Origin of the sequence: Lelliottia nimipressuralis (assembly GCF_041464075.1) — a bacterium.
Taxonomy (GTDB): Bacteria; Pseudomonadota; Gammaproteobacteria; order Enterobacterales; family Enterobacteriaceae; genus Enterobacter; species Enterobacter nimipressuralis.
Genome location: NZ_CP167172.1, coordinates 2,435,061 through 2,458,370, shown reverse-complemented (window position 1 = coordinate 2,458,370; position 23,310 = coordinate 2,435,061). Strand labels below are relative to the sequence as shown.

Annotated in this window: 22 protein-coding genes and 2 pseudogenes; 11 read left to right on the top strand and 13 right to left on the bottom strand. The window is 51.3% G+C overall.

From position 1 onward, the window contains the following. The first annotated feature begins 7 nt into the window (after positions 1-7). From ACB496_RS11540 to ACB496_RS11515, 6 genes and pseudogenes are all read left to right on the top strand, one after another. On the top strand, positions 8-2,962 hold the full coding sequence (locus ACB496_RS11540) for a tail protein (tape measure) (protein WP_371972565.1): 2,955 nt from the start codon (positions 8-10) through the stop codon (positions 2,960-2,962). Continuing rightward, positions 2,962-3,444, top strand: a complete 483-nt coding sequence (locus ACB496_RS11535; RefSeq protein WP_371972564.1) for a hypothetical protein — start codon at positions 2,962-2,964, stop codon at positions 3,442-3,444. The genes ACB496_RS11540 and ACB496_RS11535 overlap by 1 nt, the downstream gene beginning before the upstream one ends. Beyond that, complete coding sequence (locus ACB496_RS11530) at positions 3,431-3,901, top strand: DUF1833 family protein (RefSeq protein WP_371972562.1); 471 nt, start codon at positions 3,431-3,433, stop codon at positions 3,899-3,901. The genes ACB496_RS11535 and ACB496_RS11530 overlap by 14 nt, the downstream gene beginning before the upstream one ends. After that, positions 3,901-4,293: an NlpC/P60 family protein gene (locus ACB496_RS11525; RefSeq protein WP_371972560.1), complete on the top strand. Its 393-nt coding sequence runs from the start codon at positions 3,901-3,903 to the stop codon at positions 4,291-4,293. Before ACB496_RS11530 ends, ACB496_RS11525 begins: the two co-directional genes overlap by 1 nt. Continuing rightward, complete coding sequence (locus tag ACB496_RS11520; RefSeq protein ID WP_371972558.1) at positions 4,280-6,787, top strand: host specificity factor TipJ family phage tail protein; 2,508 nt, start codon at positions 4,280-4,282, stop codon at positions 6,785-6,787. The genes ACB496_RS11525 and ACB496_RS11520 overlap by 14 nt, the downstream gene beginning before the upstream one ends. 64 nt (positions 6,788-6,851) lie before the next feature. Then, a pseudogene (locus ACB496_RS11515) lies at positions 6,852-7,184 on the top strand (hypothetical protein); the annotation flags it as partial. 1,711 nt (positions 7,185-8,895) lie between these two features. On the opposite strand, the gene ACB496_RS11510 reads toward ACB496_RS11515, so the two are convergent. Next, complete coding sequence (locus ACB496_RS11510; RefSeq protein WP_371972556.1) at positions 8,896-9,909, bottom strand: acyltransferase; 1,014 nt, start codon at positions 9,907-9,909, stop codon at positions 8,896-8,898. A gap of 135 nt (positions 9,910-10,044) precedes the next feature. Between ACB496_RS11510 and ACB496_RS11505 the strand changes: the two genes are divergently transcribed. From ACB496_RS11505 to ACB496_RS11495, 3 genes are all read left to right on the top strand, one after another. Beyond that, positions 10,045-10,353, top strand: a complete 309-nt coding sequence (locus tag ACB496_RS11505) for a hypothetical protein (protein WP_371972554.1) — start codon at positions 10,045-10,047, stop codon at positions 10,351-10,353. 179 nt (positions 10,354-10,532) lie between these two features. Further along, positions 10,533-10,952: a translesion error-prone DNA polymerase V autoproteolytic subunit gene (locus ACB496_RS11500; protein ID WP_371972552.1), complete on the top strand. Its 420-nt coding sequence runs from the start codon at positions 10,533-10,535 to the stop codon at positions 10,950-10,952. 2 nt (positions 10,953-10,954) lie between these two features. Further along, positions 10,955-12,223, top strand: a complete 1,269-nt coding sequence (locus ACB496_RS11495; RefSeq protein WP_371972550.1) for a Y-family DNA polymerase — start codon at positions 10,955-10,957, stop codon at positions 12,221-12,223. A gap of 60 nt (positions 12,224-12,283) precedes the next feature. On the opposite strand, the gene ACB496_RS11490 is transcribed toward ACB496_RS11495, so the two are convergent. The 5 genes and pseudogenes from ACB496_RS11490 to ACB496_RS11470 form a co-directional block, all read right to left on the bottom strand. Continuing rightward, complete coding sequence (locus ACB496_RS11490) at positions 12,284-12,856, bottom strand: ion channel (RefSeq protein ID WP_232929767.1); 573 nt, start codon at positions 12,854-12,856, stop codon at positions 12,284-12,286. A 274-nt stretch (positions 12,857-13,130) separates the two neighbouring features. After that, on the bottom strand, positions 13,131-13,811 hold the full coding sequence (locus ACB496_RS11485; protein WP_371972548.1) for an SOS response-associated peptidase: 681 nt from the start codon (positions 13,809-13,811) through the stop codon (positions 13,131-13,133). 270 nt (positions 13,812-14,081) lie between these two features. Beyond that, the gene (locus ACB496_RS11480) at positions 14,082-14,618 is read right to left on the bottom strand and encodes a septation protein A (protein ID WP_371972547.1); all 537 of its coding nucleotides are present in this window, start codon (positions 14,616-14,618) and stop codon (positions 14,082-14,084) included. A gap of 31 nt (positions 14,619-14,649) precedes the next feature. Further along, positions 14,650-15,393, bottom strand: a complete 744-nt coding sequence (locus ACB496_RS11475; protein ID WP_100779953.1) for a YciC family protein — start codon at positions 15,391-15,393, stop codon at positions 14,650-14,652. 25 nt (positions 15,394-15,418) lie between these two features. Next, a pseudogene (locus ACB496_RS11470) lies at positions 15,419-15,505 on the bottom strand (YkgJ family cysteine cluster protein); the annotation flags it as partial. Positions 15,506-15,679: 174 nt separating this feature from the next. Here ACB496_RS11470 and ompW point away from each other — a divergent pair. Continuing rightward, on the top strand, positions 15,680-16,315 hold the full coding sequence (ompW, locus tag ACB496_RS11465) for an outer membrane protein OmpW (RefSeq protein WP_100779954.1): 636 nt from the start codon (positions 15,680-15,682) through the stop codon (positions 16,313-16,315). A gap of 57 nt (positions 16,316-16,372) precedes the next feature. On the opposite strand, the gene ACB496_RS11460 is transcribed toward ompW, so the two are convergent. The 4 genes from ACB496_RS11460 to ACB496_RS11445 form a co-directional block, all read right to left on the bottom strand. Then, entirely contained in the window at positions 16,373-16,687 is a 315-nt protein-coding gene (locus tag ACB496_RS11460; RefSeq protein ID WP_107703440.1) for a PTS sugar transporter subunit IIB, read from the bottom strand. A 141-nt stretch (positions 16,688-16,828) separates the two neighbouring features. Further along, entirely contained in the window at positions 16,829-17,062 is a 234-nt protein-coding gene (gene yedF / locus ACB496_RS11455; RefSeq protein WP_100779956.1) for a sulfurtransferase-like selenium metabolism protein YedF, read from the bottom strand. Further along, the gene (yedE, locus tag ACB496_RS11450) at positions 17,059-18,270 is read right to left on the bottom strand and encodes a selenium metabolism membrane protein YedE/FdhT (protein WP_371972544.1); all 1,212 of its coding nucleotides are present in this window, start codon (positions 18,268-18,270) and stop codon (positions 17,059-17,061) included. Before yedE ends, yedF begins: the two co-directional genes overlap by 4 nt. Positions 18,271-18,430: 160 nt before the next feature. After that, positions 18,431-19,378, bottom strand: a complete 948-nt coding sequence (locus ACB496_RS11445) for a zinc-binding alcohol dehydrogenase family protein (RefSeq protein ID WP_371972542.1) — start codon at positions 19,376-19,378, stop codon at positions 18,431-18,433. Positions 19,379-19,451: 73 nt separating this feature from the next. Between ACB496_RS11445 and ACB496_RS11440 the strand changes: the two genes are divergently transcribed. Continuing rightward, positions 19,452-19,904: a MarR family winged helix-turn-helix transcriptional regulator gene (locus tag ACB496_RS11440; RefSeq protein WP_100779959.1), complete on the top strand. Its 453-nt coding sequence runs from the start codon at positions 19,452-19,454 to the stop codon at positions 19,902-19,904. A 32-nt stretch (positions 19,905-19,936) separates the two neighbouring features. Here ACB496_RS11440 and trpA read toward each other — a convergent pair whose 3' ends face one another. The 3 genes from trpA to trpCF are packed head-to-tail and all read right to left on the bottom strand — an operon-like array spanning position 19,937 to position 23,308. Beyond that, positions 19,937-20,746: a tryptophan synthase subunit alpha gene (gene trpA, locus ACB496_RS11435; protein WP_371972539.1), complete on the bottom strand. Its 810-nt coding sequence runs from the start codon at positions 20,744-20,746 to the stop codon at positions 19,937-19,939. Beyond that, complete coding sequence (gene trpB / locus ACB496_RS11430; protein WP_100779961.1) at positions 20,746-21,939, bottom strand: tryptophan synthase subunit beta; 1,194 nt, start codon at positions 21,937-21,939, stop codon at positions 20,746-20,748. The genes trpA and trpB overlap by 1 nt, the downstream gene beginning before the upstream one ends. A 10-nt stretch (positions 21,940-21,949) precedes the next feature. Then, complete coding sequence (gene trpCF, locus ACB496_RS11425; protein ID WP_371975228.1) at positions 21,950-23,308, bottom strand: bifunctional indole-3-glycerol-phosphate synthase TrpC/phosphoribosylanthranilate isomerase TrpF; 1,359 nt, start codon at positions 23,306-23,308, stop codon at positions 21,950-21,952. Between the last annotated feature and the right edge of the window lie 2 nt (positions 23,309-23,310).

The following is a 23,310-nucleotide window of genomic DNA, read 5'->3' as shown; positions in this document are numbered from 1 at the left end:
GATTGACATGGCAGGTGAGAAGAACGCCGGTAGCATCGTTTATGAAATCAGCGCCGACGTCGAGCCGCTGCTGCAGGGCGGGAAGCAGGCCATTGATGCTCTGGATAAGCTGGATAACGCCGCTCAGCAGTCCGGCAAGGGAATGGATAACCTTGACCAGAGCGCGTCCCAAACTGGATCCGCGTTTACTGAGCTGGCTGGTTATGCCAATTCGATGGACAACCAGCTTCGCAAGCTGAACACCAATGTGAGCAGCATTGCCCGCGCTATGGAAGAAGCGCGCAGCGGCACGGGCGGTGCTAACAGCGAGTTTAATCGCGCTGAATCTATCATCGAAGCGCTTGGTAACCAACTGGCAGTACTGGATGAGGCGCAGGAAAATGGCGCGCGCAGTGCCGCCATGCTTGCCGCCCAGTTGCGTGCAGGGTCGAAAGCGACAGACGAAGAAAAGCAGAAGATCGGCGAATTGACCGGGCGACTCTTCGACATGAAAGGCGCTGCTGACACTTCGATGGGAAGCAATAAAGGCTGGAAGTCCAGCATGCAGCAGGCAGGGTATCAGGTTCAGGACTTCATTGTGCAGGTGCAGGGTGGTCAGTCAGCCCTGGTAGCCTTCTCCCAGCAAGGTTCCCAATTGGCTGGGGCATTTGGCCCGGGTGGTGCCGTTATTGGTGCTGTTATCGCACTTGGCTCCATCATTGCTGGCACGCTCATCACATCGTTGAATGGCGGGAAGAACGCCATGGACGCGTTGAAAGACGCAGCCGAGGCGATGGATAAGGTTATTACCATATCCCAAAACGGTGTGGCCGCGCTTTCAGACAAATATGCATATCTCGCAAAGACCAACGCTGAAGTCGCTACACTAATGCGCAACCAGGCCCTCCTGGAGTACAACGAGGCGATCAATAAAATCCCGAAAGCAATCAGTGATGCGTCCAGTTCATTGCTTTCCTTCGGAGATAAAGCGCTGTCAGCGTTTTCTGGCGGCTATGCGTCGGTCGATGGCTTTAACGACCGCCTGGCAACACTGGAAATCACCACGGATAACTATTCCGAGGCGATGAAGCAGGCCTATGGTGCCGGGCAGGCATTCCAGGCGACAGCAAACAGTATCGGCAATACAGTTGGCGCGGTGGCCAATAAGTTCGGTATCACCGAGCAGAAAGCGTTTGAACTAAGTAAGCAGCTTTCAGACATCGCCAAGAACCCCTCTCCGGAGGCGCTGCAACGACTCGCGACTGAACTTCAAAACACGCAGAGCTCTACCGAGAAAGGTCAGACTGCGCTTACCGCATTCATCGGGACACTGGTTAATCTTTCGCGTGAAGCCGTCACTGCAAAAAGCAACGTAGCGGCGCTTAAGCAAGAAACCGACAACTTAACTGCTGGGCAGAAGAATCTAATCAAGCAGTCAGAGCGCAACCTCGCTCTGTCCAAGCTTCAGGGAGAAGCTCGCGCTCGATTGCAGGCGCAATACGCTGCTGAAGATGCTGGTTTTGCGAAAGATGATCCGCATGCCAAGCAGATGGAAGATGATGCCGCAGCAACGTACAAAAATACGCAGGCGCAGAAAACGCTCCAGTCCGAGCAGAAGAAGGGGGCATCACAGGCTGACTCTATCGCTCAGAAGTTGGCTAACCTGAAGCAGCAGTCGGAGCTTGCCGCTGACTCGACCAGTCAGTTAAGCCGTGAGCAAGCCATCTTGAATGCGCAGCAATCACTCGGTAAAGCTGCTACGCAAGCGCAAATCGATCTCGCGGGGCAGTACGCTGCGCGGAAATGGGATACAGCCAACGCCATTAAGGCGCAGGCCGCAGCTGAAAAGTTACTGCCTGAAAATGCTGAGAGTGCGCGCTATAAGCAGGACGTTCAGGATCTGAATACAGCTCTGTCGGCAAAGAAAATCAGCCAGGAGCAATTTAATCAGACTCAGGAGCGGCTAGAGGCAACTCACCAGGCCAACCTGTCGAAAATCCGCTCCCAGCAAGCCGTATCACCTCAGCAGGATGCTGTGGGCGGAATAGATCCAGTGCAGCAACTAGCGAATGAAAATGCCCGCAAGATCGCCCTCATTCAATCATTTGAACAGCAGGGTCTGATTGCTCATGAGAACGCGTTAGCACTGCGGAATCAGGCTGATATGCAATACGAGCAACAGCGTGTTGCGGCTCAGTGGGCGCTGTTCACACAGCAGAATATTGGATATCAAGCCCTTGGAGCTACGGTAGATGCATTTGGCGCTCAGGCATCAAACGCTCTTACAGGCATCATTACCGGCAGCATGTCAGCATCTGATGCATTGAGATCAATCGGTAACACCATCATTAACGATGTGATTAGCACATTCGTTCAGATGGGTATCCAGCAGGCTAAATCAGCAATCATGGGCGCAACAGCCCAAAACTCAGCTATCGCAACAACCACTGCTGCGCAAACGGCGAGTCTGGCAACAACGACAGCGGCAAGCACAGCATCAGCAGCTACTACTACTGCAGCATGGACTCCGGCTGCCCTGGTCGCCTCCATCGGTTCGTTCGGTGGCGCGGTGGCTATAGGTTTAGGCGCTCTTGTCGCTGCAATGGCTGTTGGGAAAGGACTGGCTGGAAAGCGAAAAAACGGCGGCCCTGTATCTGCTGGCTCTATGTACCAGGTAGGTGAGGGCGGAATGCCTGAAATCTACCGGGCCAGCACAGGTAAGCAGTACATGATCCCCGGTGATAACGGAAGTGTTATCAGCAACAGACAAATGACGTCTGGTGCAGGGGGTGGTAGCGGAGGAGGTGGAGTAGTGGTGAACGTGAATAACTACACCGGTGCTGATGTACAAACGCAGACAAGGAACGAGAACGGGTCACAGGTTATTGACCTCTTCATCCAGGATGTTGAGACCGGCGGCCCGATGTCATCCACACTGGAATCCACTTACGGACTATCACGCCAGGCTAACGGAGATTACTGATGGCTGACGTTAAATATCCTCCGTTTCTGCCTCTACCGCAGCGCGCAAACATGAACATGACAAGGGATACCAGCTTCCGGGAGAGTGTTCCGGCGGTTGGTCCTTCAGTGTTTACGCCGATCACAACTGACCTGAAAACTACCTGGAATGTGAACTGGATTTTCACTCTTGCTGAAGCAGAGCGCTTCAAGTCATGGCTTCGAAGCCCGACATACTGCGACAGCGGGCGCAACTGGTTCGATATGCCAATCGACCTGGGTGACACGCAGGGTGTACAGATTCAGGAGCTTCACTTCACTGGCGGGCTTCCGGTCCAGACCAGCAAAAACGGCGGCACAGTGACATACACGGCTAACGTCATTTGCAACTTCCTTGATGACATCACAGAAGACTATGACGACTGGATTGTCATTGCACAGCCGGGTGCCGGTGAATGGTATGACTTAATCGCGACGGAGATTTTGCCAGATGCCAACCCTTAGAGAGTGGAAGGAGCGCCGACCAGCGTCTGACCTTAAGCAGACAGTGACATTCAGCCATTCTTCTTTTGGCACCGATCGCCTGGTAAACAACCTGTTTGAGCCTGCAGCTTTCGGAGGAGAGGTATACAACCCAACGAGATTTGATTTCTCGGAGCCAGCGCAGGACGGAACGACTACGCTAAACGCAACCATTACCTTTGCGGCACTGTCTCAGGATATCAAGCAGAGGCTGAAAGCGTGGCGCGGGCCAGCGCGCATGGAGTCTATAACGTTCCAGTACAATATCTGGGATAAAATAGGCGATACCGTCCCGCTTAAAACGTACTCAATGTATGTCCGTGACGTCGCAGCCGCACCAGAAAACGTGACTGTGACAGTCGGCATGACTAACCCACTTACCGTAGCAAACAACATAATCTACACCGTCAATCTGTATCCCGGCCTGAGTAATATCTAATGCAAAAAACTGATTTTATCCGGAAGGTTAATTGCCTGCCGTGGGTTAGCCGCGCCTGTAGCTTTGAGGCCGTCGATTGCTGGGGGCTGATTGTTTTGTATTACCGTCACGTAATCGGCATAGAAATACACCAAACACCGGACTACGAAGCCGGTAGAGACTTCATTACTTGCTATGAAGGTGATCGTGTTTTCTGGCAGCCTGGCGCGCGCATTGATGGTCATATAGCGGTTTTTTATCGCGGTGAGTTTCCTGATCACGTTGGTGTGGTTATTGATGGTAACCGGTGCCTTCATTCTCGCGGTGAGGGGGAGGGGGTCCGCATTGACCCATTACCAGTGCTTGAAAGGGCATTCACACGAACGGAGTTTCTCCAGTATGGCGACATTTGAAATTCAGCGCCTGCCTGGTGCGCCAAAGCAACACGGAAGACTTGAACCAGGGCAGCGCATGATTGACTGGCTTGAAGGTCAAAAGCTTCACAGTTCTGTTCTAATCAAGCTCAACGGCAATGAACTGGATGACGATTTCGATATCGGTTACCGGTTCAGGGTTGATGATCATCTGTCGGTATTCGACCAACCACAGAACATGGGCGGCATAAAAGACCTCATCAAGCTGTCTGCTCCGTGGGAAGCGCTAAACCCTATCAAGCTTACAAAAAAGGCTATGGCGGCGCTTCAGAAGACCCTAGTAGGGGATATCAAAAAGACCCCTTCAGTCGCCACTGGAGAATCACCAAATAATGACCTGACAGGGCAAACCAACGTGGCCCGGCTCTACAAGGGGCGCCCAAACATCTACGGTCAGGTGCGATCTTATCCGGATCTGATTCAGGAATCGCTGTTCGAATACATCAGCAACAAAAAATATGTCACAGAGTTCATGGAAGTTGGATATGGGCGATATGACATTTCATCCGTTCGCTATTCAGAGTCCTCATTGATTGCAATGGCTGGAGCCAGTTATGAAATCTTTCAGCCTGGGGCCGTCATAGGGACCATCAACGAGGGTTACGCCTTTGACGATGTAGACGGGCAGGAGCTTGACGGGCCAGACAAAGCAACAGGAAATATCGTTCATCAGTCCACTACAAACAGTATCGTTCAGGGTACATATGCGGGCGGGCAGATCTCCGTCAAAATCATTAAGAACAACAATTTCGATTACTTCTACGACATTGTGAAGCCAGTCGATGTCACCTTTATCATCAATGTAACCTATGCCACTGCATCAGGTAATGTGACTAAAAATATCAGCGTTAACGGCACCCTCATCAGCGCGACACTGACTAATGACGGGGCAGTAATCAATCCAGTTCAGTGGTACACGTTTGTCTTTAGTAACCTTACGGGGCCAGATATAAACGAGACACCGGCAACTGCCACGATAAACACAACATATTTCCAGATCACCCAGTATGAGAGTGTTGCGGTAGGGCCGTTTTTCTCGGCGGTTGAATCGACTTATCTCTGGATCCACATGTCTGCAAATCAGGCAAGGGGGAAGAAGGGGCCAGTCCAGCTGACCTGGTGGAAGGTTGATGATGACAACAACATCATCCCTGGTACTCAACAGAGTGTGCAGGTCAATGTTGATAACAACACAGAGGCTTATGACTATGTGTATTACACCTACAAAATCCAGCCAGCGGCAGGAAAGGGAAGATACGCATTTACAGCCAGGCGTTTGAATAACGCCGCAGATGACAACACCGTCTACATTCTGGCCGCTCACGCAGTCAACGTCAGGACAAACGTAACCTACCCATCTGACACGCTGGTCAAACTAACCGTAATGGAGACGGAAAACGCCTCTGGTATTAAGGACCGAAAATACAATCTGCTGGCGCAGCGCCTGGTTATTTCCTACAACCGGACAACGGGTGCCGTGGATTATACCTTGCGAGCTTCACGGTCGTTTGCTGACGCTGTTTTGCATGAGTGGGTCATGGTTGCCAAGCAGGATGCTAACCGCTTAGACCTGCCAACCCTTTACGCAATTGCAGACAGCCTGAGTGATGCTCAACTGGGATATTTCGATTACACCTTCTCAGACGCTAAGCAATCTCTTGGTGAGCGCATCCAGGTAATTTGTAACGCAGCTCGCGTGGACATCAATTGGATCGGAGACGTACTCACATTCTGGAGAGATGAGAAGGCAGATGTACCTGCAGCTGTATTTGGCCGCAGCAACATGTTCTGGGATGGATTCAAGATGGGTTATTCCATGAGCCTGCCTAACGGATATGACGGCATAACACTGGACTACGTTGACCCTCGAACGAACAAGAAGTCCTACATCTATCTTGCGGTAGGCACTTCAGGAATTACTGAAGTAACAGCTCCGACCGAAAATGCTATGACAGTGAGTTTGTCAGGGTGCAGAAACATCCTTCAGGCTCGCAATCGGGCATACCTTGAAGCTAATCGCCTCATTCAGTCTCGCCTGAGCATGACAGTGAAGGTGTTCGAGACGACTCAGGTAGTGCGCGGAGCAGTGGTTCAATGCCCTGATATGTACGACAACGAACAGCAGACAGGGTATCTGAAAGGGCGAGACGGAAATGTATTTTCAACATCTGAGCGCCTGACATTCCCCGGCGATATGTGGGTTGTAATGACCGACAGTCTGGGTAATTTCCACGGTCGATACCGTGCTTACCCTGTCAATGGTAACCCTAAAGCTTTCTCTGCCGCGGCTGAAGCATTCGATCTCAACATCTATGACGGTCGGACAGTGCAAACGCCATCTCGATACTTTATGGCAAGCAGCGCAGAACTTAACTCAACCATCTGGCGCGTTGAATCATCGAAACCGAACGGTGATGACACGCAGACGCTATCCCTCGTCGAGTATACCGACGCAATTTATCTGAACGACTAACCAGTCCATAACAAACTGGCATCGGGAATATCCCGAGGCCTCTTCACGCCAATAAGAGAGCACTATGGCCGATTCATATCTCAATATTCCGGTTCCAACTCCGACACAAAATACGGTGCCAAGCGCCGACATTCGCGACCATGTTTTTGGTGGAGCTAAAATTGACGAGTTTGTGACCTCTTTTGCTCTTCAATATCTAGACCGCTTTGGAAATGCGCATTACACGATCGAAGGTCTTCGCTGGCTGGCTCAGCAGGCTATTTCCCAGTATGGATGGATCCTCATTGATTCCTTCCAGGACGGTGCTGATATCACTCTTCCTAACCAGGCGCTGCGTGACGAAGTTACAGGAGAATACTATCGCTGGGACGGGGCATTACCTAAGCATGTTGATGCCGGGTCAACGCCATCATCTTCCGGCGGCGTTGGTATCGGTGCGTGGATAGGAATCGGCGATGCTGCATTGCGTTCCATGTTATCGCAGCAGGACGGGGTGAACATCGTTAATGGGGCGGTTAAAAACGTTCCATACTTTTCCAGCCTTAAAAACGGACATCATGGATTGTGCGAAGTCATTATGACTGTTGAGCACCACGCCGGAGGGCTTGGGGGGGCAAGTTATCGCCGTAGCGGCACTACCGGAACGCCGTCATCCGGCAATGAGGCATTGGTATATGACGCAGATGGTGTCGGCTGGGAGATAGTCAAACAGCCTGTGCAAAGCGCCCGTGCCTTCGGAGTTTTGGGTAATGGCGTCGATGACCGGGCGGCTATTCAACTTGGGGCTGATTTTGTTGGGCAAAATGGCGGAGGGGTCTTGCATGTTGAGTCGCTCAATGGATTCAATGATGTAGAGCTGGGTGATTCTTTAACAATAACATTCTCTGGTGTAGAAATTAAGCTTGGTGATGGAGTGCATGTACACACAGAAACGGCTACTCCGAATAAAGGATACTGTATCGGGTTTGGTGGTTCACTAACTTCAGAGAGTGGCAGGATAAAGGGAGTTGGAATTAGCGGTGGTTCCGTTTCCGCTAATGGATCTGGTAATCTTGACAATGCCATTGGATTCGCAGGTTGTGAAGATTTCTACGCTGAAGATATATATATCCCTAACGCTGATAGAAAAGCAGTCACGGCACAGGTTAACGTAGTGAATGGCAAGTTTAAAAACATAAGGATTGGCACTACAGGTTATGACGCAGTGTCCATAGAGGGTGACACTCTTAACCATGCGATCAGATCCAGAAACTTTGTCATTGAAGATATTACCATCGAGTCTGCCGGAAGAGATGGTGTTAATTGCTCAGGTGATTCCGATACTGATCATACTGACCAAATCATATTGAAAAATATCAGGGTGAACAGTGCAACAAGAAATGGAATGACATTTACTCAATGTGATAATATTTACATCGAGCCTGATACCAGAGTAAACAATTGTGGTGGTTATGGTATTTCTTTTGCATCATGCCTCGAGGTGTCTGGTGGTGCTCAAATACTCAACACCCAGTCCTCTGCACTTGTTCCGGTTAGCTGCAATAGATTCGCATTTGATGTCCGCATTACAAATGCTGGGCTTTCTGGTGCAGGTATTAACGATGCCATCTATATTAATGCCCCATTATCACCGCATTTTATTAAAGCAATAGTATACGGCACATCGCATCGCTATCTTTTCAATAACGCCAGTTCACTAAATGGACATGTGATTACTTTCCCTTCACATGATTACATGCCGCCAGGGACGGCTGGATTGTTTGCGGGTACAGTTGCAACAGTTAAGGTTGATGCGCCAAGCATGCCAACATTTACAGCAACGGCTAACCCTAACGTAATAAGCTATGATAGCTTCCTGCTCTCTCCTGCGTCTGCATTTACAATGACAACAATGAACGGGGCGTTACCTGGGAAGGTTGTTACTGTGCAGTTTAACGGGAGTGTTACCGTTGCGCATGGTACAACACCAGGAACAATACGCTTGAAAGGTTCAGCCAACGTGACCCCGGCAGCTGGCAGCGTGATGATGTTTTCGTATACATCTGAGGGACTTTGGAGAGAAGTGTCCCGTAATTTCTAATGAAGAAAGCGCCCCACTGGGGCGCCTATTAGAACACTCTTTTCACAAATGGAATTTTTGAGCCGAAATAAGAAAATATACAGGATGTGGAAAACACAATTAGTGTGGTTATCAGTATATAGTATTCAGTAGGGTTAACATCACCACCTATATGAAATTCTTTTGCCAGAGGCCATATAAATAAGGTGTGTATGCAGTAAACCCCTAGCGCAAAAGAAGAAAATACATTGGCAATCTTAACTACAATAATATTGTCGATTTTAATAGAGATAAAGAAATAAAATAATGCCATAGCACCTATAATTACAAATGGTGATAGGTAACTATAGAATGTTCCGTTAGGCTTGCCAGAGTTATAGCTAAATTGTTTTGTAAGATACATGGTTAGCAAGCTTAATAGTATGTATAAAAACAGCGAAGCAACTGCTGCGAAACGATCCCTTTCCGATTGATTGTCTTTTATCCACGCACCAATGAAAAAGAAGCCTATGTATCCATATATGGTGGCTAGCTGAAATAATCCTGTGCTAATAGTCATTCCAAAGGTTGAGTTCATTACAGGTATTACTGATGATGTCACAAACCAAATACCAATAAAAATTAATCTCTCTTTTACGCTACTGTTGTTGTATATTTTTGAAATGAAAGGGGTAAACAAATAAAGCCCAAACATTGCATATAGAAACCAAAGATGCGCAGACGCAGGGCGGCTTAATAGCTCAGCCACGCTGTAAAGTGGAGCCCCTACATATATATAATTATATAAATAAAAAACACCACTCCAGAAAACAAGAGGAGGGATTATTTTCGTAAATCTCTTCCTATAGAATGTTGCAGCAGATTCGTCTCTTGTGATAAGAAAATAACCAGAGATCATAAAGAAAATTGGGACGCAAACACGTGAGAACGAATTATAAAAATTGGATACATCCCACTCTGCCTTTCCAAGTTTTGGGAAGTTGACAGCAGATACATGGATAAGCATCACCATAAAACTTGCAACTATTTTTAGTAAATTTATATTTGGACTGTTTTTATCCATTTTTTAAGTCGCTCATCATCCAGTAAGTAAAATTTCAATGTTTTCGTGTACATAGAGTTTAACACCTGACATCCACTTGATCGACCCTCACATTAAGCGATACTGTATAAATATACAGTTATTTGTGAGGTGAACATGTCACGCACAGCAGACATAAACTCCGCCTTCGCCGCGGTCTCTGAGCCATTCCTTTCTTCTTCAGCCAGCATTGTTGAAACGCAGGAAGGCTATGATGTCATTGAGAACTCAACGCTGTTTAAGCGCGGAGACACATTACTCATCTGGTTTTGCGGCCGACAGCAGCATGCATATTGGGCCGGTGATGCGCTGATCACTGACGATGGCGAGGCCATCGAAGGCGAGGCGCTTGATGATGTTCGCCTAGTAGGTGTAGTTACGCATACCATTCACCCAGTTTCTTCAGACGAAAATCCCTTCATGTAGTATTTAAAATGAGCAATCAGCGCATTTCCTTCTGAAATTTACAAACACCAAAATTCCAACAGCGTTACAGGCTTAGAAACGAAGCGGCTATGAAGTAGTCAACCACACACGAATGCCCATCTTGATCAGTGCCTCAGATGAAGCTACTGTATATAAAAACAGTATTTGAGGTATGCATTATGGAGTTGTTCAGACCGGCAGAGTTACGCGAAATTATTGCTATCCCGCTGTTCAGCGATTTGGTGCAATGCGGGTTCCCCAGCCCGGCTGCTGATTACGTAGAACAACGCATCGATCTCAATGAGTTGCTTGTGTCCCATCCCAGTTCGACGTATTTCGTCAAAGCCGCAGGCGACTCGATGATCGAGGCCGGGATTAGCGACGGTGATCTGCTGGTGGTTGATAGCTCCCGGACTGCGGAGCACGGTGACATTGTCATCGCCGCGGTAGAAGGGGAGTTCACAGTCAAACGCCTGCAGCTTCGCCCCACCGTTCAACTCAATCCGATGAATAGCGCTTACACGCCGATTATCGTCGGCAGCGAGGACACGCTCGATGTGTTCGGCGTCGTGACTTTCATCGTCAAATCGGCGAGTTGAACATGTTTGCGCTCTGTGATGTGAATTCGTTCTACGCATCATGCGAGACGGTGTTTCGGCCTGATTTGAGGGGGCGCCCGGTTGTAGTTCTCTCGAATAATGACGGCTGCGTAATTGCGCGCAGCGCCGAGGCCAAAGCCGCTGGAATTACCATGGGAGAACCATTCTTCAAGCAAAAGGAGCTTTTCCGGCGCGCTGGCGTTGTTTGCTTCAGCAGCAACTATGAGTTGTATGCTGATATGTCGAACCGGGTAATGACGACGCTTGAGGAAATGAGCCCCCGCGTCGAAATTTACAGTATCGATGAAGCTTTTTGTGACCTGACAGGTGTTCGCAACTGCCGGGACCTGACTGACTTCGGCAAAGAGATCCGCGCGACAGTTCTGAAGCGTACGCATCTGACTGTCGGGGTTGGCATCGCGCAGACAAAAACGCTCGCTAAGTTGGCAAACCACGCGGCCAAGAAATGGCAACGCCAGACTGGTGGAGTAGTGGACCTGTCCAATATCGATCGGCAACGTCGGTTGTTGGCTATCGTGCCTGTAGAGGATGTTTGGGGAGTTGGCAGGCGCATCAGTAAGAAGCTGAACGCTATGGGCATTAAAACGGCTCTGGACCTCTCAGAACAAAGCACATGGATTATCCGCAAACACTTCAACGTGGTCCTCGAGCGAACAGTCCGGGAGTTGCGTGGCGAACCCTGTCTTGATCTGGAAGAGTTTGCCCCCGCAAAACAGGAAATCGTCTGTAGTCGTTCATTCGGCGAACGCGTTACCGACTATGAGCAAATGCGGCAGGCTATTTGCTCCTATGCTGCCCGTGGCGCAGAAAAGCTTCGCGGGGAGCACCAGTATTGCCGTTTTATCTCGGCGTTCGTGAAGACATCTCCCTTTGCGCTTAACGAGCCATATTACGGTAATAGCGCATCAATGAAGCTTCTCACCCCTACACAGGATTCCCGCGACATCATCAACGCCGCTGTAAAGTGTCTGGACAAAATCTGGAAGGATGGTCACCGGTACCAGAAGGCAGGCATTATGCTCGGCGACTTCTTCAGCCAGGGGGTTGCTCAGCTAAACCTGTTCGACGAGAACGCGCCGCGTGGAGGAAGTGCACAGCTGATGCAGGTCCTTGACCAACTCAATGCCAAAGGCGGTAAAGGCACGCTCTACTTTGCCGGGCAGGGCATACAGCAGCAGTGGCAGATGAAGCGCGAAATGCTGTCGCCGCGTTACACAACGCGTTTTACAGATCTACTGATCGTAAAATGATTAAAGTGCATTTCCTGTCTCTCGCTCATATTATTAAAGGAAAAACTCAACATGGTTGTTTTAATTTTTCTGGTCCAGATCGTTACGGATGTAACTTACTGCAGAGGAAAATAGCATTACCACATATAACATGCTAATAATTATTTGAGATATGACTATTAGTTTAGCTGCTGGACTTTTAGGCGCGATATCACCAAACCCAACAGTAGATGAGCTTACTAAAGAAAAATATATGCCATCAATGAAACCCAATCTTGCCAATGAAAAAGAATCAGGTGAAAAGGTTGATATGAACATATAAACAACACCATAAAAATAAACCATGCAAAGATATGACAGGAATGCATATGTAAGAACAGCGAATCCATCTAAATGAGCAGGCTTTAAATTTAGTCTTTTAGATATGTAATCAATCCCTAATAAGCTTTTTCGCTTGAATCCAAAAAGAACAGATGCAGAGTTATAAGCATATTCAGCGGTTAAGAGCCACACTTGGAAAAGCAATAGTATGGATAAGGAAATACTAGCTTTAGATGTTTCTATCATACCTGTTGCAACAAGAGGGGGTATTACAAATAGATAGAATAAGGCTGCGAGTCCAAGGATAGAAAGAATGATTATTTTAAACAACATGTTGATTATCCTGTATTAAAATGTATTGCTAACTAAGGGCGTAAGTATCATGCCATAAAAAAACTCACTCAGTAAGCAAGATCTGTAAAAAATGCATGCTTTCATAAACTACAGTGCTTCTATTTTCTTAATTTCGTATTTTATCCATATATGAATAAATAAGCGCCATAAATCTTGTGGGTTACCCCTAAAGTGACGACGTATGATTTTAAGTAAATTTTATATCGAATTGCAGTCTTGCTCTTCTCTATGTTTGACGCATAGCAGGCTGTGATTAAGGATTTGCGTTTATTGAATGTAATAATTCTGGCCCCTGATTTTTCACATTCCCTACGGCGCGCGTCACGGCGTGCCAGATAAACTTGTCGGCTGGCACAGAACCATCAGCGATAATCTCTTCCGCTTCTTTCCCGACAACGTCCTGACGCATCCATTCCCGGGCCGCTTCTGGCGACAGAACCAAAGGCCGGCGGTCGTGAATGTCGACAAGGCCTTTATCTGCTGCAGACGTCACAATCAAAAATCCTTCTGCTTCGTCACCGCGTTCGAACGGCGTGCTGCCGATCGCTGCCATGAATATTGGCTGACCGTCGGCCCGGTGGATGAAGTAGGGTTGTTTCTTGTCGCCTTCCTTCTTCCATTCAAACCATCCATCAGCAAAGCAGATCGCTCGGCCATGTTGCCAGAGAGGTTTAAACATTCTACTGGTGGCCGCCGTCTCGACACGCGCGTTAATCAGTGGCGGTTTATCCCACCACCCGGGCGCGTATCCCCAGAACACCGGATCGAGATGCAGTTCCTCGTCTCGTTCGCTCAGCAGCAGCACTTTGGTTCCGGGCGCGACGTTGTACCGGCCAATAGGTTCCGGGTCGTATGGAATGTCGCGGTCGGCTTCATCAGCCAACAGAGCCAGATAGTCATCGCGGGTCATTGATTGTGAAAAGCGTCCACACATAGAAACCTCCAGCCAGTCAGACTGAAAGTATAGGGCAGGGAGAAAAATTGGTGCGCACCGTAAAATATTTGATTTATGGCACGGGCATGATGTCGGATGAGACGGGCGTGGTAAAGCGGAACGTGGCGAAACTGGAAGGAGCTACGCAAAACGCCGCTGAAAAAAAAGCACGCTTCGTACAAAGTGTACATTTAAGCGTGCTTTTAATCATAATCACACATCAAGATTGGTGTTAAATTATTGATGTATATGACTACTTTGTTTTATTTATTACTTATCGTCATGAGGCATATGACGATAGATATACACACCGCTGAGCAGCGTGAAAATCAGCGTCAACGCCGTCAGGCCAAAGACCTTGAAGTTGACCCAGATATTCTGCGGCAGCCAGAACGCAATGTAGATATTCGCCAGCCCGCAGAGGATAAAGAACAGCGCCCAGGCGATATTCAGGCGCGACCACACTTCCTGAGGAAGGGTGATCTCTTTTCCTAGCATGCGCTGAATCAGCGGTTTGTTCATCACCCACTGGCTGAACAGCAGCGCACCCGCGAACAGCGCGTAAATGACCGTCACTTTCCATTTGATAAATTCATCGTTATGGAAGAACAGGGTTAATCCACCAAACACCGCCACCAGTACAAAGGTGATCAGCGCCATTTTTTCGACTTTACGGTAACGCACCCAGCTGTAAATCAGCACCACGGCCGTCGCGACGATCAACGCGGCTGTGCCGGCATAGATGTCGTAGAGCTTGTAAAACGCGAAAAACACGACCAGCGGTAAAAAATCAAGAAACTGCTTCATTCTTCGATTCCATTATCTGCTTTCAGGGAAACTATTGGCGAATCAACATATACAGGCGGAATAAATAGACCAGCAACACGGCTGAAATCAGGTTACTCAGCGTGTTTGCAACCACCGCACCGACGTTTGGCGTCAATACCGCAAAGTTCGGTGCAAACAGCAGCAGCAGGGTTTTGGCCAGCAGCCAGCTGATCACCGCCGGGGCCACCAGGCGCATATTTGCCCATGCCAGTTTTACACTGCTGCGCATGGCTGTAAATATTCCCATCTTGTCCTGCACCAGCATCACCGGGGCGAACGAGAGGATAATTGCCAGCAGTACACCCGGCACGACCACCAGCATCACCCCAATCTGCACCAGCATGGTGGTCAAAAAGATCAGGATGAACAGTTTAGGCAGTACAGGCGCACTGGCACCGATGGCGCGCAGGGCGCTGACGCGATGTCCCGCAGAAATGAGCTGAACCATCAGCAAGACACCGCCCGCCAGAATCGCATTACCGATCAAACCCGAGAAGGTCGATGCCGCAGAGGCGCGCAGCAAAATCTGCTGCTGTTCTGGCGTCATGTTCTGAACCAGATCAAATAGCCCGCCGCTGCCGGCGAGATGATCGCCCTGGCTCAGGGTGGCAATTTGATCATCACTCGGCGAAAACGCATGGCCAAGCACCACCGTGATAAACGCGCAAAGCAAGGCGATCAGTAAAAAAGTAATGAACTGATTGCGGAAGAAATTCCCCGTGTCACGGTAGACGGACTTCGCCGTGATAGACATGCACTCTCCTTGAGTATTGCAGGTATTAATAAGCGGGCAATTGTACCCTGGATAACTCTGTCGTGGCAGCACCATGACTTGTATGGAAAAGCATATCTTTGTAAAGCCTCGGTCATTTTGCAAAATTGACCTGAGACGAGAATATGCATGTCCGTTTGCACGGCAAAAATTAATCTGGATCAATGAATGTTAAATTACCAGACCAAGTGTGATCTGAGTTAGATCACTTGTTACTTATTTATGAGTATATTCACCGCGCCAATAAAACCACAACGATGGAGCGGATATGAAAAAGTTAGCAGTGGCAGCCCTGATCTTAAGCAGTATTTCTGGCGGTGCGTACGCACATGAAGCGGGCGAGTTCTTTATTCGTGCGGGTTCGGCAACGGTTCGTCCGACAGAGGGATCGGACAATGTGCTGGGGAGTCTGGGCGGCTTTAACGTCAGCAACAATACCCAACTGGGCCTGACGTTCACCTATATGGCAACGGAAAATGTCGGTATTGAACTTCTGGCGGCAACGCCATTCCGCCACAAAGTCGGCACCGGTCCGACGGGAAATATTGCAACGGTTCATCAGCTCCCGCCAACCCTGATGGCGCAGTGGTACTTTGGTGATGCCAGCAGCAAAGTGCGTCCGTATATCGGTGCAGGTGTGAACTACACCACCTTCTTCGACGAGAAGTTTAACGATACGGGTAAAGAGAATGGTCTTTCCGATCTGAGTCTGAAAGATTCCTGGGGTGCTGCGGGGCAGGTCGGGCTGGATTATCTGATCAACCGCGACTGGCTGCTGAACATGTCCGTCTGGTATATGGATATCGACACCGACGTGCGCTTCAAGGCTGGCGGCGAACAGCAGAGCGTTCATACGCGCCTGGACCCATGGGTGTTTATGTTCTCGGCGGGTTATCGTTTCTGATTGCTTCGACGCTCGTAAAAAACTGGTCGTACTGCGGCCAGTTTTCATTGATCAACGCTATGCCACCAGCTCCGGCATATGCTTAAGTACAAACTCCAGCACTTTCTCACCGTCCAGTGAGGCAAACGGATAGCTTTCGATAACCGTGATCGGCTGGCCTTCGCCAATCACTGCCCGTAATTCTTCAAGCTTATATTGAATATGCGGCGCGACTAAAAAGGCGTCAAAAGCCGGGGCGACGCTGGCGAAATTATCCAGCCCGACGGCGCTTATCAGCAGTTTCATTCCGCGCGCATCAGCAGCATGCTGCATTTTCCTGGCAAGCGACTGGGCGGTATTGCCGAACAGACAACATATCAGTAACTTTTTCATCAGATTATCCTCATGGAAACTGTGGATACAGTATTCTTCGTGATAAAAAGAAAATGAGAGCTAACGCAACGTGTTGGTTGTTTTTTCATCGGCAATGCGGAGGGAACAACGTTCCCGCTGGGGAACGTTGTGAGAGGGGCGTTACTTCTGAATCAAATAGCGAATGGTCGGGCCGTCCTGCTGAATATCTAACACGGTATAGCCGTGATTTTTGGCATCCAGTGGAATGTTATTGATCGACTGAGGACAATCGCTCACCACCTCCAGAATTTCCCCTTTCTTCAGTTGCGGCAGGGCTTCGAGGGTGGCGACGGCCGGGTACGGACAAGGTTCGCCAACCATATCGAGGCGATAATCAGGGACAATTTGCGTCATGCCACATTCTCCTGTGTTTCAGTGTTACGCGCGGTGCGACGAAAGAATCGTTTCTCCTGGGCGATAACCAGTAAAAAGGCGATCAACAGCAGGGCGTAGGTGACCAGCAGCCCGCCCAACGGACCAAAGGTGTTCAGCAGATTGACCTTATCCCAGCTAGTGGCGAGTGCAGGCGAGAGATCGTCCCAGTAATAGGCCAGAATAGTCGAGCCGATGACGTTGCCGAGACCGACCCACCAGTAGTGTACCTGTCCTTCTACAGCACGGTACATCCAGCCGGTTTCGCATCCGCCCGCCAGCACAATACCGAAGCCAAACAGCAAACCGCCAATCACCGCGTTCGGGCCGGCCCACATGATTTTTGGCTCCACGCCCAGCTGCACATAGCTGAAAATACCGATGGCGCTGACCGCCATCCCGGCAATGATCGCTTTTGCCATCATGGTGCGGCCGGTGATCCACATATCGCGGAACGCCGAGGTAAAGCAGATTTGCGCGCGTTCGATCAGCAGCCCAAAGCCGACGCCAAACAGCATCGCCAGCCCCAGTTTTGGCTGATTAAATGCGGTACACAGTGCCCACGCAATCATCGCGAAAAAGACCAGCATCCCCAGACGGAAACGGCGCTTAGCCTGATCCGGTTTTTGCGTGAGCGGTGAGGCGGCGCTGACTTTGGTCATTTTGACCGGAATGCGGAAGATGGGCAGCAGCGTGAAACGCGCGCCAAAGTAAGAACCGATGGCGGTCGCCACGGCGAAAAACCAGGCATGCAGGGAAAACTGAGGAATACCCGTGAAGAAGGCCGCCAGGTTGCACCCCATCGCCAGACGCGCGCCAAACCCGGCGATAATTCCGCCCGCGATGGCCTGCGCAATACGAATACGGCTGCGGGGCATACGCAGTTTGATGTTATTGGCCCACAGCGCCGCCGCAAAACAGCCGCCGAACATACCGATAATCATCATCCCGTCGATGCGGGTGAGCGGAGTGCCCTCCAGATGAATCAGCTTAAAATAACCCCATTCTTCGGCATGCACGCCCGCCAGCTGCAAAAGCTGTCCGCCCCAGCGGGTAAATTCACCTGTGACCGCCCAGAAGGTGCCGGTAATGCCAAAATAGTAGGTAGAGAGAATACCCGCAGCGATGACTGCAGGAACAGGGGACCAGAACTTAATCAGATAAGCCTGTTTGAAGTGTTGCCATGACATGTGTAAACCTCTGAACTCAGAAGGATTTAAAACGGCAGAGTGCCGAAAAGAAGGGGGATCATACTCTTACGATCCAATTTGAAAAGTGTCGTCCACCCAAAAGCTCGACCCGATCAATTTTGTCCTCACCCTTAAGTCGTAGAGGCTCTGCCGTTTGCCATCAGTTCATCACAAACACCGTGCGTTTTTTGCTGTCATCCTGTGACCATGCCTGAGCGACATCTTCCAGCCGTGCCCTGGTGGTGGCAATCGTGAATCCACCGGGAACCGCCCCCTGAAACATCTCACCCGTGGCCTGAATGAGCTGTGCCAGCGACAGGCTACCAATCCCGCTGCCCATTAACTGAATCGGAGAGGCGCGCAGTACCGCGCTCGGCAGCGCAATTTCCGCGCCGGAAAGTGAGCCGACCTGAACAAAACGCACCGGCGTCAGCCCTGGCGTATGCTTTGCCAGAGCGTTGAGAATAGCGAGCGCGCTCTGCCCCCACAGATAGTCGATCACCACATCAATCTGCTGGGCCGCCTGTTCAGCAAACGCTTGTCCGATGCGCGCGTTATCGTCATTCAGCAGTATGCTCACATCCGCATTGAGGCGGGACAATGCCTGCGGATTGCGTCCCGTGACGATGATCTTCCCGGCGCCACGGTAGCGGGCAATTTGCACCGCAAGCTGCCCGGCACTGCCCGTAGCCCCGTTGATAAGTACGGTCTCGCCTGGCTGAAACTGCGCGCGCGTCACCAGTGCGGCCCACGCCGACATCCCCGGATTCGCCATCGCGGCGGCGGTGGCGTCGTCCAGCCTCTCAGGTAAGGGAATACAGAGATTCACATCGACTGGGGCAAACTCCGCCATGCTGCCCCATGGGGACGGCGGAAAGGCAAAATAGACGCGCTGACCTTCTTCGGTGACGCCCGTTCCGTCGATCCCGGCGATAAAGGGCAGTGTACCGTCAAAACTGTAGTGCTTACCGGAAGCCCGGCTTTTCACCACATGGCTGATTGCCGAGGCGGTAACGCGAACGAGCTGCTGGCCTGGCTCAGCGTTAGGTGTTGCGAAATCGGCGTAAACTGGCCCAGCGAGCGGATCATAAACAACGGCTGCTTTCATACACTTTCTCCTGTTGTGGGATATGTGTAAAATGCACATATCTTTTAGAGCACTATACTCGCCAGGAAAATATATGCAATATGCACATAAATACGATGTCACGGATTTTCACGGCGCGCTGCTGGATATCATGGGTGTAATGAATCAGCCGCAACGCGACAACACCCTGCTGTCAGAGGCGGGCGTCTCGCTGGATCAAATTTTGTTCCCGTTGCTCATCACCATCGACCGCTACGGCCCGCTGGGCGTGGTCGAACTTGCCGACAGGCTGGGGCGCGATTACACCACCGTCAGTCGCCAGGTTAAACGTCTGGAGGCACAAGCGCTGGTGCAGAAAAAGCCAGGCGCGACGGATAAACGGGTTTCCGAAGTCTCCACCTCGGCGCAAGGAAAGGCGTTAACGATGAAAATCGCGCAGGCGCGTATGACGCTGATGAACCAGATTTTCAGCGACTGGCAGGAAGACGAGGTGGGGAGTCTGTTTCGGCTGGTGCGTAAATACGCGGACAGTATTAAAGGGGAATAACCGTCTGGCGGGTTGCCAGACGGTCAGAAGACTCAGCCCTTGCGCGTCGCCGCTTTCATCGCGGTGACGAAGTCGCGCAGTTCAGTCAGCATCTGCTCAGGCTTATCGACGTTGCGCTCGATAATTTTCACAATCGCCGATCCGGAGATAGCGCCTGCGGCATTGGCATCAATCGCTGCGGTGACCTGCTCTGGCGATGAGATTCCGAAGCCCTGCAGAGGAGGGGCAGCGTGATACTCGGCCAGTTTTTCCACCAGATGATGCAGGGGAAGCGCCGCTTTGTTTTCCGCACCGGTAACGCCCGCGCGCGACAGCAGATAGGTATACCCGCGACCGTGAGAGGCAATCTGGCGCAGCAGTTCATCATCGGCGTTTGGCGGGCAGATGAAGATCGGCGCGACGTTGTGACGCATCGCCGCCTGACGGAACGGTGCAGACTCTTCTACCGGCACATCGGCGACCAGCACCGAATCAACGCCCACGCGTGCACATTCGGCGTAGAAATTATCGATACCTTTGCTGAAGACCAGGTTGGCATACATCAGCAGGCCAATCGGAATGGTCGGATGCTTCTGGCGGATAGCCGCCAGCATCTCAAAGCACTGGGTCGGGGTCACGCCCGCGGCAAAGGCGCGCAGGGTGGCGTTCTGAATGGTCGGGCCATCTGCCAGCGGATCGGAGAACGGGATCCCCAGCTCCAGCGCATCGGCACCCGCAGCAATTAAGGTGTCGATAATTTTCAGCGACTGCTCCGGGCCTGGATCGCCCAGCGTGACGAAGGGAACAAACGCGCCTTCCTTGTGGGCTTTCAGTTCAGCAAATGCGTTATCGTAGCGTTCCATCAGATTTCCCCTCGTGCTTTCAGAATATCGTGAACGGTGAAGATATCTTTATCACCGCGACCGGAAAGGTTAACCACCAGCAGCTGCTCTTTTTCCGGGTTTTCTTTAATCATCTTCAGCGCATGAGCCAGCGCGTGAGAAGACTCCAGCGCCGGGATAATCCCTTCGTTGCGGCACAGGGTTTTAAACGCTTCCAGCGCTTCGTCATCGGTAATCGAGACATAATCCGCGCGACCGATGCTGTTCAGATGCGCGTGCTGCGGCCCGACGGACGGGAAATCCAGCCCGGCGGAGATAGAGTAAGACTCCTCAATCTGGCCTTCGTCGGTTTGCATCATCGGCGACTTCATGCCGAAGTAAATACCCACGCGGCCATGTTTCAGCGGCGCACCGTGCTCGCCGGTTTCAATGCCGTGACCCGCAGGTTCGACACCGATCAGGCCCACACTTTCGTCATCGATAAAATCAGCAAACATGCCGATGGCGTTGGAACCACCGCCGACGCAGGCGATAACCGCATCCGGCAGACGCCCCTCTTTTTCGAGGATCTGCGCTTTGGTCTCTTCCCCGATCATGCGCTGGAATTCACGCACGATGGTCGGGAACGGGTGTGGGCCCGCAGCGGTACCAAGCATGTAGTGCGCGGTATCGTAGCTGCCAGACCAGTCGCGCAGCGCTTCGTTACAGGCATCTTTCAGCGTGGCAGAGCCGCTGTGTACCGGGATCACTTCGGCACCCATCAGACGCATACGGAACACATTCGGCGACTGACGTTCTACATCCTTCGCACCCATATAAATACGGCATTTCAGGCCGAGCAGGGCGCTGGCGAGCGCTGATGCCACGCCGTGCTGGCCTGCACCGGTCTCGGCGATGATTTCGGTTTTGCCCATCCGCTTGGCAAGCAGCGCCTGGCCCAGCACCTGGTTGGTTTTGTGCGCGCCGCCGTGGAGCAGATCTTCACGCTTGAGGTACAGGGTGGTTTTTGTGCCTTCGGTCAGGTTACGGCATTTGGTCAGCGCCGTCGGGCGACCCGCGTAGTTTTTCAGCAGGTCGGTAAATTCCGCCTGGAAGGCCGGATCTTTCTGCGCGCTGACAAACGCTTCTTCAAGCTGGCGCAGGGCAGGCATCAAAATCTGCGGCACGTACATGCCACCAAACTCACCAAAATAGGGATTTAATAAAGTTGTCATTTGCTCTTCCTTAATATGCACGCAGCGTCTTGAATACCGAGGCCAGCTTACTGGCATCTTTGATACCCGGCTGAGACTCCACGCCAGAATTGAAATCGAGACCCGCACAGCCAGCTTTCGCGGCTTCTACGCAGTTATCAGGGCTTAATCCACCCGCCAGCAGGACGTTGTCCAGCTTTTCACCGTTCAGCAGGGACCAGTCGAAGCGAACGCCGGTTCCGCCCTGGCCGTTGTCCAGCACATATTTATCGACATGCTGGAGATCGCGTGGAGGCAGCGTGTCGCTCACGCTTTGCGCTTTCCAGATTTGCACCTGCGGTGCCAGTGCCTGGCGAAGTTCATTGATGTACGCCTGATCTTCGTTGCCGTGCAGCTGCACGGCAGCCAGCGATAAGTTTTCAGCTTTGGCGGCGACGTCCGAAACTGGCGCATCGCGGAACACGCCAACATAGCTGAGCGGTGCAGCGGCAATCACGTCGCGGGCCTGATCTTCCGTTACCACTCGCGCAGACGAGTCGACAAAAATCAGCCCGCCGTAGACGGCACCCGCCTCGAGAGCGGCGGCGGCGTCCTGAGGGCGCGTCAGCCCGCAGACTTTGTTCTCACCCAACAGCACGCGGCGGACGGCGGCATTCAGATCGTCGTGAGACATCAGCGCCGAGCCAATCAAAAAGCCGTTTGCGAAATGGCTCAGCTCACGAACCTGGGCATAAGTGTTGATGCCCGATTCGCTGATAACGGTGACCCCAGCCCCGAGACGTGGCGCCAGCTGGCGCGTGCGGTTCAGGTCGATGGAGAGATCGCGCAGGTCGCGGTTATTGATGCCGACGACTTTGGCTTTCAGCGCAATGGCGCGTTCCAGCTCCTCTTCGTTGCTCACTTCTGTCAGCACACCCATATTCAGGCTGTGGGCGACGGCGGCCAGCTGGCGATACTGCTCGTCATCCAGAACGGAGAGCATCAGCAGGCAGGCATCGGCCTGATAAAAACGCGCGAGCCAGATTTGATACGCATCAATAATGAAGTCTTTGCACAGAATCGGCTGCGGGGCGATCTGGCTGACAATCGGCAGAAAATCAAAACTACCCTGGAAATATTTCTCATCCGTCAGCACCGAAATGGCTGACGCATGGTGTTTGTAGACCCCGGCAATACGCGCAGGATCGAAGTCGTCGCGGATCACGCCTTTCGATGGCGAGGCCTTTTTGCACTCCAGGATAAACGCGGTGCGCGCGCCCTGCAGGGCATCATAAAAACGGCGCTGGCTTGGAACCACGTCATTCTGGAAACTGGCCAGTGGCTGCTGCTCTTTGCGCGCTTCTACCCAGATGGCCTTATCGGCGACGATTTTCGCTAAAACGGTCTGCATCA

Coding starts and splice junctions, on each gene's coding strand:
- ACB496_RS11535 (WP_371972564.1), top strand. CDS start 2,962: ATGGCTGACGTTAAATATCCTCCGTTTCTGCCTCTACCGCAGCGCGCA.
- ACB496_RS11445 (WP_371972542.1), bottom strand. CDS start 19,378: ATGAAAGCAGCCGTTGTTTATGATCCGCTCGCTGGGCCAGTTTACGCC.
- ACB496_RS11520 (WP_371972558.1), top strand. CDS start 4,280: ATGGCGACATTTGAAATTCAGCGCCTGCCTGGTGCGCCAAAGCAACAC.
- yedE (WP_371972544.1), bottom strand. CDS start 18,270: ATGTCATGGCAACACTTCAAACAGGCTTATCTGATTAAGTTCTGGTCC.
- trpCF (WP_371975228.1), bottom strand. CDS start 23,308: ATGCAGACCGTTTTAGCGAAAATCGTCGCCGATAAGGCCATCTGGGTA.
- ACB496_RS11485 (WP_371972548.1), bottom strand. CDS start 13,811: ATGTGTGGACGCTTTTCACAATCAATGACCCGCGATGACTATCTGGCT.
- ompW (WP_100779954.1), top strand. CDS start 15,680: ATGAAAAAGTTAGCAGTGGCAGCCCTGATCTTAAGCAGTATTTCTGGC.
- trpB (WP_100779961.1), bottom strand. CDS start 21,939: ATGACAACTTTATTAAATCCCTATTTTGGTGAGTTTGGTGGCATGTAC.
- ACB496_RS11505 (WP_371972554.1), top strand. CDS start 10,045: ATGTCACGCACAGCAGACATAAACTCCGCCTTCGCCGCGGTCTCTGAG.
- ACB496_RS11440 (WP_100779959.1), top strand. CDS start 19,452: ATGCAATATGCACATAAATACGATGTCACGGATTTTCACGGCGCGCTG.
- ACB496_RS11460 (WP_107703440.1), bottom strand. CDS start 16,687: ATGAAAAAGTTACTGATATGTTGTCTGTTCGGCAATACCGCCCAGTCG.
- ACB496_RS11500 (WP_371972552.1), top strand. CDS start 10,533: ATGGAGTTGTTCAGACCGGCAGAGTTACGCGAAATTATTGCTATCCCG.
- ACB496_RS11510 (WP_371972556.1), bottom strand. CDS start 9,909: ATGGATAAAAACAGTCCAAATATAAATTTACTAAAAATAGTTGCAAGT.
- ACB496_RS11480 (WP_371972547.1), bottom strand. CDS start 14,618: ATGAAGCAGTTTCTTGATTTTTTACCGCTGGTCGTGTTTTTCGCGTTT.
- trpA (WP_371972539.1), bottom strand. CDS start 20,746: ATGGAACGCTACGATAACGCATTTGCTGAACTGAAAGCCCACAAGGAA.
- ACB496_RS11525 (WP_371972560.1), top strand. CDS start 3,901: ATGCAAAAAACTGATTTTATCCGGAAGGTTAATTGCCTGCCGTGGGTT.
- ACB496_RS11495 (WP_371972550.1), top strand. CDS start 10,955: ATGTTTGCGCTCTGTGATGTGAATTCGTTCTACGCATCATGCGAGACG.
- ACB496_RS11530 (WP_371972562.1), top strand. CDS start 3,431: ATGCCAACCCTTAGAGAGTGGAAGGAGCGCCGACCAGCGTCTGACCTT.
- yedF (WP_100779956.1), bottom strand. CDS start 17,062: ATGACGCAAATTGTCCCTGATTATCGCCTCGATATGGTTGGCGAACCT.
- ACB496_RS11490 (WP_232929767.1), bottom strand. CDS start 12,856: ATGTTGTTTAAAATAATCATTCTTTCTATCCTTGGACTCGCAGCCTTA.
- ACB496_RS11540 (WP_371972565.1), top strand. CDS start 8: ATGGCAGGTGAGAAGAACGCCGGTAGCATCGTTTATGAAATCAGCGCC.
- ACB496_RS11475 (WP_100779953.1), bottom strand. CDS start 15,393: ATGTCTATCACGGCGAAGTCCGTCTACCGTGACACGGGGAATTTCTTC.